Origin of the sequence: Streptomyces sp. NPDC101194 (assembly GCF_044767885.1) — a bacterium.
Classification (GTDB): domain Bacteria; phylum Actinomycetota; class Actinomycetes; order Streptomycetales; family Streptomycetaceae; genus Streptomyces.
On sequence record NZ_JBIWOS010000002.1, the window covers coordinates 762,081 to 772,418 of the forward strand.

The 10,338-nt window shown below is 72.0% G+C and carries 8 protein-coding genes; 3 read left to right on the forward strand and 5 right to left on the reverse strand.

Annotated elements, in window-relative coordinates; genetic code table 11:
• Positions 1-75: 75 nt before the first annotated feature.
• Entirely contained in the window at positions 76-1,197 is a 1,122-nt protein-coding gene (locus ACIRP2_RS10210; protein WP_404248386.1) for a cation diffusion facilitator family transporter, read from the forward strand.
• A gap of 61 nt (positions 1,198-1,258) precedes the next feature.
• Here the strand turns inward: ACIRP2_RS10210 and ACIRP2_RS10215 are convergent, their stop codons facing one another.
• The 4 genes from ACIRP2_RS10215 to ACIRP2_RS10230 form a co-directional block, all read right to left on the reverse strand.
• Positions 1,259-3,058: a hypothetical protein gene (locus ACIRP2_RS10215; protein ID WP_404248388.1), complete on the reverse strand. Its 1,800-nt coding sequence runs from the start codon at positions 3,056-3,058 to the stop codon at positions 1,259-1,261.
• 172 nt (positions 3,059-3,230) lie between these two features.
• Entirely contained in the window at positions 3,231-4,871 is a 1,641-nt protein-coding gene (locus ACIRP2_RS10220) for a phospho-sugar mutase (RefSeq protein WP_404248390.1), read from the reverse strand.
• 167 nt (positions 4,872-5,038) lie between these two features.
• Positions 5,039-5,863, reverse strand: coding sequence for a purine-nucleoside phosphorylase (locus tag ACIRP2_RS10225; protein WP_266358490.1), 825 nt, complete (start codon positions 5,861-5,863; stop codon positions 5,039-5,041).
• Positions 5,864-5,974: 111 nt separating this feature from the next.
• Positions 5,975-6,412, reverse strand: a complete 438-nt coding sequence (locus ACIRP2_RS10230) for a gamma-glutamylcyclotransferase (protein ID WP_351082125.1) — start codon at positions 6,410-6,412, stop codon at positions 5,975-5,977.
• Between the two features lie 248 nt (positions 6,413-6,660).
• On the opposite strand from ACIRP2_RS10230, the gene ACIRP2_RS10235 reads away from it, so the two are divergent.
• Together ACIRP2_RS10235 and ACIRP2_RS10240 are read left to right on the forward strand one after the other, a co-directional pair.
• The gene (locus ACIRP2_RS10235; RefSeq protein WP_404249442.1) at positions 6,661-8,100 is read left to right on the forward strand and encodes an NAD(P)H-quinone dehydrogenase; all 1,440 of its coding nucleotides are present in this window, start codon (positions 6,661-6,663) and stop codon (positions 8,098-8,100) included.
• Between the two features lie 196 nt (positions 8,101-8,296).
• Entirely contained in the window at positions 8,297-9,271 is a 975-nt protein-coding gene (locus ACIRP2_RS10240; protein ID WP_404248393.1) for a DeoR/GlpR family DNA-binding transcription regulator, read from the forward strand.
• A gap of 179 nt (positions 9,272-9,450) precedes the next feature.
• Here ACIRP2_RS10240 and ACIRP2_RS10245 read toward each other — a convergent pair whose 3' ends face one another.
• Positions 9,451-10,050, reverse strand: a complete 600-nt coding sequence (locus ACIRP2_RS10245; protein ID WP_404248395.1) for a TetR/AcrR family transcriptional regulator — start codon at positions 10,048-10,050, stop codon at positions 9,451-9,453.
• Between the last annotated feature and the right edge of the window lie 288 nt (positions 10,051-10,338).

Here is a 10,338-nt window from a genome sequence, read left to right on the forward strand (position 1 = left end):
GCGAGGGCATCGCACCTGGTCACGGGGCGTATGACGGCTGTAGCCGCAATCGGTTCCCTGTGCCACGGTGAGGTCATGGAGGGCAATCGGCACACTCGTACGGACGACCACCACCCTCACGAGCCCGGTCGCACCGGCGCCGAGCACCGGCACGGGGCGGGAGGCGCGCCGCCGACGGGGCTGCGGCACCGGCTCGCCCATGTGCTCACGCCGCACGGCCATGAAGCCGGTGACAAGGTCGACGCGGTGATGGAGACCTCCCGCGAGGGGATGCGCACGCTGTGGATCTCCCTGGCGGTCCTGGGGGCGACCACCGTGGTCCAGGCCGTGATCGTCGTCCTGTCCGGCTCGGTGGCGCTGCTCGGCGACACCATCCACAACGCGGGCGACGCGCTGACCGCCGTCCCGCTGGGCATCGCCTTCGTGCTCGGGCGGCGGGCGGCGAACCGCCGCTACACCTACGGCTACGGCCGCGCCGAGGACCTGGCCGGCGTTCTCATCGTGGCGACCGTCGCGGCGTCCGCGGTCCTGACCGCCCGGGTGGCCGTCGACCGGCTGCTCGACCCCCGTGCCATGACCCACCTGTGGGCGGTCTCCGCGGCTGCCCTGACCGGGTTCGCCGGCAATGAGTGGGTCGCCCGCCACCGCATCCGGACCGGCCGGAGGATCGGCTCCGCCGCGCTGGTCGCCGACGGTCTGCACGCCCGTACCGACGGCTTCACCTCGCTCGCCGTCCTCCTGGGGGCGGGCGGCGCCGCACTCGGATGGCGGGCGGCGGACCCGGTCGTCGGTCTGCTGATCACTCTCGCCATCCTGCTCGTGCTCAAGGACGCCGCCCGCGAGATCTACCGGCGTCTGATGGACTCGATCGACCCCGCCTTCGTCGAAGCCGCGGAGCGCGCGCTGCGCGGTGTGGAGGGGGTCCTGGACATCGGGCAGCTGCGGATGCGGTGGATCGGCCATGTCCTGCGCGCCGAGGCCGACATCGTGGTCGGTCCGCGCCTGACAGTCGTCCAGGCGCATGCGCTGGCCGTCGACGCCGAGCATGCCCTGATCCACGCGGTTCCACGGCTGACCGCCGCGACCGTCCACACCGACCATGCCCCCGTCGGCAGCAGGGATCCGCACGCGGCCCTCGGCCACCACACCGGGCGGCCGGGGCCACCGCCGGTGACGGCCGGAACGATCGGCCGGTGAGGCCCCGGCCGTGACCGCCCGGCCCCGGCCGCGGGCGACCACGGCCGGGCCCCGGGGCCGCTCAGGCGGTGATGGGCCTGGTGCGGGAGCAGTTGGTGAAGTCCTTCCACGGCCGCGTGCCGTCCGGCCCCGGCGCGCTCGCGTAGGTCGGGTTGCCGGTCAGGGTCTGCTGCCGGTGCTCGTGGGTGATGTCGATCCCGAAGAGCTTGAAGCCGATATTGAACCGGCCCGCGGAGAGACCGAATCCGATGCCCAGCGACGCGTTCCACCAGTCCGTGTCGACCTTGTAGTCCAGCCGCTGCAGCTGACCCTTGTCGTGCAGCAGCCGCCGTATCGCGGACGCGTCCTTCGTCAGCGGCTCGGCCAGGGAGGAGGGCGACGGCATCGCCTCGTCGGCCGGGTTGCTGCCGCGTCCGCGCAGCCAGTCCTCGGCCGTGGTGCTGTCCTTCTCGTCGGAGAGGTCCAGTTCGGCGACCTCGGTGTGCAGATCCGACTCCGTCTCGCCGCCGCCTCCGCCGATGTCGATGGTCACCGGGCCCGCGTTGACGCCCGTGCCGACCGACACCCCCTCGTTGCCGCCGCTCTCCTGACTCGTGGTGATCTTCATCTTCTGCGGATGGTGCGCCTCTCCCGCCTTCTGCTCGCGGTCGTACGCCTGGGCGTCGTAGGTGACGGCGACCTGCTGCATCCGCGATCCGCTCGCCTGGCCGCCGGGACCGATCGAGCCGTTGAGCGAGAAGGTGTAGACGAAGGTGATCTTCCCGGTGTCCGGGCCGGTCTTGTGGCGCATGACGACCACGTCGTCGCTGAGCGCGCCCGACACGCCCTCGGCGGAGACGTTGCCCACGCTCCTGGTCTCCGGCACGTCCTTGATGATGCTGTTGGACTGGGCGTTCTTGATGAGCGTGTCGAGGGCCTCGCCCCTGACGCCCGGGTTGTTCTTCGTCACCTCGTCGGCGATGGTCTTCCGCAGGGCCGCGACCTCCTTGTCGTTCTTGGCGTACTTGCCGCCGAAGCCGACACCGCCCGAGGCCTCGGTGGTGGTCTTGGTGATGTCGATGTCCGGAGCGCGCTCCGGATCCACGTCGGGCTTGTCCTTGTCGGCCCAGTAGCTGCAGATCATGCCCAGTTCGGAGGCGCGGGGGCCGGTCTTGTTACGGCATTTCTCCGCCTTCTTGAGGTACTCGGAGAACTGCTTCGCCTCGTCGAGGTTGGCCGCGAGGTCGGCGTTCGGGTCGTCCGTCCTGTGCGCGTTGAACATCCACTGCCCGCCGCTGCCGCTGCCGCGTATGTAGCTGCCGCTGAGCGACGCGCCGCCGCCCCACTTCTTCAGGCCGGGGATGCTCGCACCGATCGAGCCCGAGACGCCGCCACCGGTGGTGCTCATCCGCTCCAGGGTGACCGAGCCGTCGGACCACTGCGAGAGTTTGACCTGCTCGGAATGGCTGATCTTGATGAACAGGATCTGGACGACCACCGTGTCCTTCGTGTCGTCCACGGCCAGCAGGCACCGGGCGGGCTGGAACGGATCCTTCTCGTCCGGGTCGTCCGGAGCGGGGGACGCCGACGGGGCCGGAGCAGTGATCGGTTCCCCGGGTTCGGGCTCCGGCGACTCCGGCTCCTGCGGGCCGGGCGTCTCCTGCCCGGCTGTGGCAACGTTGTCAGAGTCGCAGGAACCACCGCCCCCGGCGACCTGCACCAGCCGGCACAGCGCTGTTTCGAGGCCGTCGTTCAGCCCGGTCGAGACGGTCGTGGTCGCGATGGCGCCGACCAGCAGCGTCACCAGGGTGATGAGACCGAGGTATTCGACGCCGGTCTGCCCCCGGTCCGTCCTTCTTCGATGCCCGCTCTTCGTCCGCATGCCTGTGAGCCCCCCTGCGCGACCCGCTCGACCGACCCCCGTCTGCCGGGGGCAGCGTAGGAGCGGTGGAAACGATCCGGAGAGGGCCACAGGACCCAGTTCCGGGCCCACAGATCGACTGGGCCCGGAACCTCGGGCAGGTCCCGGGCCCGGACGACGAGGTGGCGCGGTGTCAGATCCCGGCTGCCGCCGCCAGGTCCCGCTTGATCCCGGCGAGCAGCTGAGCACCCTTCGCCCGGGCCGCGGGCAGCTCCGCCGCCGAACCGACCGGCACCACGACCTCCAGGTAGCACTTGAGCTTCGGCTCGGTGCCACTCGGGCGGACGATCACCCGGGCGCCCTGGAGCCGGTAGCGCAGACCGTCGGTGGGCGGCAGCTGCTCGGTGCCCCGGGACAGATCCTCGGCCGAGGTGACGGCGAGTCCCGCGAGCGCGGCCGGAGGCTGTTCGCGCAGCCGCCGCATGGCGTCCGCGATGACCGACAGATCCTCCACCCGGACCGACAACTGGTCGGTGGCGTGCAGCCCGTGGGCGACCGCGAGGTCGTCGAGGAGATCGAGGAGCGTACGCCCCCGCTCCTTGAGCACGGAGGCGAGTTCGGCGACGAGCAGCGCGGCCGTGATGCCGTCCTTGTCGCGCACGCCGTCCGGGTCGACGCAGTAGCCGAGCGCCTCCTCGTACCCGTACCGCAGACCGTCCACGCGGGCGATCCACTTGAAGCCGGTGAGCGTCTCCTCGTACCCGAGCCCCGCCTTCCCGGCGATCCGGCCGAGCAGCGAGGAGGACACGATCGACTCGGCGAGGACACCGGTCACGCCGCGGTCCACCAGATGGGCGGCGAGCAGCGCGCCGACCTCGTCGCCGCGGAGCATCCGCCAGCCACCGTCGGCGTCCGGGTCCGGGACGGCGACGGCGCAGCGGTCGGCGTCCGGGTCGTTGGCGATGACGATGTCGGGGTCCGTACGGCGCGCGGTGGCGAAGGCGAGGTCCATCGCGCCGGGCTCCTCCGGGTTGGGGAAGGCGACGGTGGGGAACGCCGGGTCGGGCTCGGCCTGCTCGGCGACGAGCACCGGGGCGGGGAATCCGGCACGGTCGAAGGCGGCCGTCAGCACGGACGTGCCGACTCCGTGCATCGCCGTGTACACGACGCGGGCGGTACGCGGCGACCCGGCGGCGAGCACGGTGTCCGTACGGGCCAGGTAGGCGTCCAGGACCTCTTCGCCGAGGACTTCCCAGCCGTCGTCGGGACGGGGCACGCCGTCGAGCGGGCCGACGGCGGCGATGGCGGCGGCGATCTCGCCGTCCGCCGGGGGGACGATCTGGGAGCCGTCGCCGAGATAGACCTTGTAGCCGTTGTCGCGGGGCGGATTGTGACTGGCGGTCACCTCGACGCCCGCGACGGCGCCCAGGTGCCGTACGGCGTACGCCAGCACGGGCGTGGGCAGCGGACGGGGGAGCACCGCGGCGCGCAGGCCCGCACCGGTCATCACGGCCGCGGTGTCGCGGGCGAAGTCGGCCGACTTGTAGCGGGCGTCGTATCCGATGACGACGAGACCTCCGGCCTGCCCGCCGGCCTTCAGGTAGGCGGCGAGCCCGGCCGCGGCACGGATGACGACCGCGCGGTTCATCCGCATCGGTCCGGCGCCCAGCTCACCGCGGAGTCCGGCCGTGCCGAACTGCAGCGTGCCCGCGAACCGTGCGGCGAGCTCGTCGAGGTCCTCGGCGGCGACGAGCTTGGCGAGCTCGTCGCGGGTCTCGGGGTCGGGGTCCTCCGCGAGCCATGTCCTGGCCTGCGCGATGAGGTCCTGCTGCACGGTGTCCGCCTTTCTGCGGGATGGGTGGGGCTCGTCACGGCCGAGCCCTTCCGGCGTTCGAGGAGCGGGTGTCCGGGGCGGCGCCGCGGGTCACGGGAAGGGGGGCGGGCAGGGGGCGGGGTGTGCCGCATCCGCATCGCACCCCGCCCCGGTACCGCCGGATCCGCTCAGATCCGTTCGAGCACCCGAGCCAGCAACGCCCCCATCCGCGTGGCCGAGTCACGTCCGGCCTGCAGCACCTCTTCATGGTTGAGCGGCTCGCCGCTCAGTCCCGCCGCGAGGTTGGTGACCAGGGAGATGCCCAGCACCTCGGCCCCCGCCTCCCGTGCGGCGATCGCCTCCAGCACGGTGGACATGCCGACCAGGTCGCCGCCCATGACGCGGACCATGTTGATCTCGGCCGGGGTCTCGTAGTGCGGGCCGGGGAACTGCACGTACACGCCCTCTTCGAGGGTCTCGTCGACCTCCTTGCACAGCGCGCGCAGCCGCGGCGAGTACAGATCGGTCAGGTCGACGAAGTTGGCACCGATGATGGGGGACGCCGCGGTCAGGTTGATGTGGTCGCTGATCAGGACCGGCTGGCCGGGGCGCATGCCCTCGCGCAGACCGCCGCAGCCGTTCGTCAGGACGACGGTCTTGCAGCCCGCGGCGACGGCGGTACGCACCCCGTGGGCGACGGCGGCGACGCCGCGGCCCTCGTAGAAGTGCGTCCGGCCGAGGAAGACCAGGGCACGCTTCTCGCCGATCCGGTACGAGCGGATCGTGCCGCCGTGCCCCTGCACGGCGGGCGCCGGGAAGCCGGGCAGGTCGGTCACCGGGAACTCGGCCTCCGGCGTGCCGAGCGCATCGCCCGCGGGTGCCCAGCCGGAACCCATCACGAGCGCGACGTCGTGGGTCTCGGCGCCGGTCAGCTCGCGCAGGCGGGCGGCGGCGTCGGCGGCGGCGGCGTACGGGTCGCCCTGGATGTTGTCCGGAATAACTGATGCGTTCACGCGGATGAGGGTAACCGGTGATTCCCTACGCGCGTAGATGCCCATGTGCAGAGTCTGCATGAGCTTCCTCGTACTTTCACACAAAAGTGCTGGTCCGCCGGGTCGGCGGCGTCAGCAGGGCCGCTTGCGCAGTTCCATCACATAGTCGTGCGGTGCACCCGCGGACTCCGCGGCATCCGCGATCTCGCCCAGATAGCGCGCGGACGGCAGCCCGCCCTCGTACCCGTTCAGCACGTACATCCAGGCCGGCTCCTCGCCGTCCAGGGTGTGCACACGCACCCGCATCCGGCGGTAGATGTCCAGACCGACACCCTCCCACCGGTCCATGGAGTCCTCGTCCATCGGCGCGATGTCGTACAGCGCCACGAAGACCTGGGAACGGGGGGCCTCCACGACCGTGGCGAGCGCGCCTTCCCAGCCCATCTGCTCCCCGCCGAAGGTCAGCCGCCAGCCGTTGAGCCAGCCGGTGCCGCGCAGCGGGGAATGCGGTGCGCGGCGCGTCATCAGCCGCGCGTCGAGGTTGCCGGCGTACGCGGCGTAGAGCGACATGGGTTCGAGGGTACGGGAGGTGGTGGGGAGAACGTCGATTCCCGTGAGGAAGACCTCGTACGGGGTTCCGTTTCCCGTTCCGGGCGCCCGTCGCGCCCGCCCCGGCGCACGTATGGAGGGCCCCGGGGCGAAGCACCTTGGCGCGTGCGGGACAATGAAGTACGTACTGCATTCCCCGGGGCGACCCCCCGGACCCCCGGCCGCGGCAGCGGACGGCCGCGGGATGACACATGCGAGGCGGACTTTTCGTGACCCGGATCGTGATCATCGGCGGCGGACCCGGCGGGTACGAGGCGGCGTTGGTGGGCGCCCAGCTCGGCGCGGAGGTGACCGTCGTCGACTGCGACGGCCTCGGCGGCGCGTCCGTGCTCACCGACTGCGTGCCCTCGAAGACCCTGATCGCGACGGCCGAGGTGATGACCACGTTCGACTCTTCGTACGAGGAGTTGGGCATCATCGTCGCGGACGACACCCCGCACATCGAGCGGGCGGCCCGCGTCGTCGGCGTCGACCTCGGCAAGGTCAACCGGCGGGTGAAGCGCCTGGCGCTCGCCCAGTCCCACGACATCACCGCCTCCGTCACCCGTGCGGGGGCGCGCGTGATGCGGGGCCGGGGCCGCCTCGCAGGACTCCAGGCCGCCGACGGCTCCCGCCAGGTCGTCGTGACCGCCGCCGACGGCACGGAGGAGACCCTCACCGCCGACGCCGTGCTGATCGCGACCGGTGGCCACCCCCGGGAGATTCCGGATGCGCTTCCCGACGGCGAGCGCATTCTCAACTGGACCCAGGTCTACGACCTCGACGAGCTCCCCGAGGAGCTCATCGTGGTCGGCTCCGGTGTGACGGGCGCCGAGTTCGCGGGCGCCTACCAGGCGCTCGGCTCGCGCGTCACCCTCGTCTCGTCCCGCGACCGGGTGCTGCCGGGCGAGGACCCGGACGCGGCCGCCGTGCTGGAGGATGTCTTCCGTCGCCGCGGCATGAACGTCATGGCCCGCTCCCGTGCCCAGGCGGCCAAGCGGGTCGGCGACCGGGTCGAGGTCACTCTCGCCGACGGCCGGGTCATCTCCGGTTCGCACTGCCTGATGGCGGTCGGCGCGATCCCGAACAGCGCGGGCATGGGCCTGGAGGAGGCCGGGGTCCGGCTCAAGGAGTCCGGCCACATCTGGACCGACAAGGTCTCCCGCACCAGCGCCCCCGGCGTCTACGCGGCCGGTGACGTCACCGGGATCTTCGCCCTCGCCTCGGTCGCCGCCATGCAGGGCCGGATCGCGATGTACCACTTCCTGGGCGACGCGGTGGCGCCGCTGAATCTGAAGACGGTCTCCTCGAACGTCTTCACCGACCCCGAGATCGCCACCGTCGGCTACACCCAGGCCGATGTCGACGCGGGCCGGATAGACGCCCGGGTGGTCAAGCTGCCGCTGCTGCGCAACCCGCGCGCCAAGATGCAGGGCATCCGTGACGGCTTCGTCAAGATCTTCTGCCGGCCGGGCACCGGGATCGTGGTCGGCGGCTGCGTCGTCGCCCCGCGGGCGAGCGAGCTGATTCACCCGATCTCGATCGCGGTCGACAACAATTTGACGGTCGAACAGATCGCAAACGCCTTCACCGTGTATCCCTCCCTGTCGGGATCGATCGCGGAAGTGGCCCGCCAGTTGCACACCCGCAAGCTCGCGGGCGAGGCGTAAGAGGCCTCGGAGCCCGGCAACACCCGGCATTCCACGGCGACTCCCGGCAAGCCGGGCGGCCGGGTGACCGCCGGGTGATCGGTGCGGAACAACCAGGGGGTCGCCCTTACCACTCGGCGACCCCTTGTACGCACAACTTCTCTTATTCGGCGCAAACTGCTGAAAACACTCGGGCGGTCACGTTACTGTCAGTTTCGTGTTCGCTGCAGAACGTCGTCAGTTGATCCTCGAAATGGTGCGCGCCAACGGGGCGGTATCGCTCCGTGAGCTCGCCCGCGTCGTCCAGACCTCCGAAGTGACCGTACGGCGGGACGTGCGGGCACTGGAGGCAGAAGGACTCCTCGACCGCCGGCACGGCGGTGCGGTTCTGCCGGGCGGTTTTACGCGGGAGTCCGGCTTTCCGCAGAAATCCCATCTCGCGACCGCGGAGAAGACGGCCATCGCCGACCTCGCCGCCGGTCTCGTCGAAGAGGGCGAGGCCATCGTCGTCGGTGCCGGTACGACCACGCAGGAGCTGGCCCGCCGGCTCGCGCGGATCCCCGGTCTGACCGTCGTCACCAACTCCCTTCTGGTCGCCCAGGCGTTGGCCCATGCCAACCGGGTGGAAGTGGTGATGACCGGCGGAACGCTGCGCGGCTCCAACTACGCCCTGGTGGGCAGTGGTGCCGAGCAGTCCCTCCAGGGGCTGCGGGTCTCGCGCGCGTTCCTCTCCGGGAGCGGGCTCACGGCGGAGCGCGGCCTCTCCACGTCCAACATGCTCTCGGCGAGTGTGGACCGGGCCCTGGTGCAGGCGGCGGCGGAGGTGGTGGTCCTGGCGGACCACACCAAACTCGGCTCCGACACCATGTTCCAGACGGTGCCGACGGATCTGATCACCCGCCTGGTGACGGACGAGCCGCCCGGCCACGACGACCGTGCCGCCACCGAACTGCAGGCCCTGGCGGATCAGGGCGTGCAGATCGCGGTGGCCGGCGCGGGCAGCGGGCCCGCACCGGCCGAAGCCGTTCCCCCGAGCCGCCAGGCCCGCCGCGACATGCCGCTGCCCGGTCAGCGCCGTACACGTGCAGGCGGCCCCGGCGGGCCCGGACCGCAGCAATTGCGCAGCGCGGCGGGTCTCGCGGAGCAGGCCCAGGGGGACCGGGCGAGAGTGGCGGATCTGCGGCGCCGGTAGCGTGCGGTGCGGGTGCGGTTCGCCCGCGGCGGGTGCGTTCCGCACCGCACCCGGCGGAATCAAGCCGTTCCGGTGATCGACGACCGGGGTGGGTGCCACCGGCCACGGCAGGGGCGGGCGCAGGGGCGAGTCCCGGCATGAAGGCCCCGCGGCGCCCGCGGCCATCCACCCCCGCCTGCTCAATTCGCCTCCGCGTTCGGCCCCTTCAGTCCCTGCAAGGTCAGCATCAGCAGTCGGCTCGCCAACTCCGGGTCGTCCGGCGACTGTTCGGCGGCCAGCGCGATCGCGTTCGTCAGCTGCATCAGGTCGTCTATGGACACGTCCGCCCGCACGGCCCCGCTCGCCCGAGCCCGCTCCAGCAGCACCGCCCCCGCCTCGCGCAGCGGCACATTGCACTGCGACAACGCGGAAGTCTCGTCCCGCGACGTCGACATGAGCGCCTGGGCGAGCCCGCGGTACTCGCCCGCATGGGTGATGATCGCGCCCAGCCACTCCACCAGGCCCCGGCAGGGCTGCTCGGCCCCGGCGAGCTCCCGGGAACGGTTGATCAGGGAGGTCAGCGCTTCCTGGAAGACGGCGTTCATCAGCGCGTGCCGGTTCGGGAAGTGCCGGTACAGCGTGCCGATCCCCACGCCCGCGCGCCGCGCGATGTCCTCCAGGGACGCGTCGGTGCCGTGTTCCGCGAAGGCGGTACGGGCCTCGCCCAGCAGCCGGTCGTAATTGCGGCGCGCGTCGGCGCGCATGGGCCGGGCCGATGTCTGTGCCGTGCTCATCGCCATTGCGCAGTCCTCCCTTTTTCCGCCCCGGGGTCCAGGATGCCATTGCGCACCCGGAGGGAGATTCCGCACCGCCCGGGGCCGGCTCTCCGGTACTGCCCCCGGCCCCGCTCCCGCTGCACACCGCGAGGGCGCCCCTGCTCCGCCCGCCGCCGGGGAGCGACACGACGCCGATGCCGAACGGCCGGGGGGCCCCGGGGGGGGGGGCGCCCCCCCCCGGGCCCCCCGGCGCCGGCCCGCGGCCGCCGGCCGGCGGCCCCGGGGGGGCCCACCGACCCCGCCGGCGCCCGT

Coding starts and splice junctions, on each gene's coding strand:
- ACIRP2_RS10230 (WP_351082125.1), bottom strand. CDS start 6,412: ATGTCGCTCTACGCCGCGTACGCCGGCAACCTCGACGCGCGGCTGATG.
- ACIRP2_RS10215 (WP_404248388.1), bottom strand. CDS start 3,058: ATGCGGACGAAGAGCGGGCATCGAAGAAGGACGGACCGGGGGCAGACC.
- ACIRP2_RS10210 (WP_404248386.1), top strand. CDS start 76: ATGGAGGGCAATCGGCACACTCGTACGGACGACCACCACCCTCACGAG.
- ACIRP2_RS10245 (WP_404248395.1), bottom strand. CDS start 10,050: ATGGCGATGAGCACGGCACAGACATCGGCCCGGCCCATGCGCGCCGAC.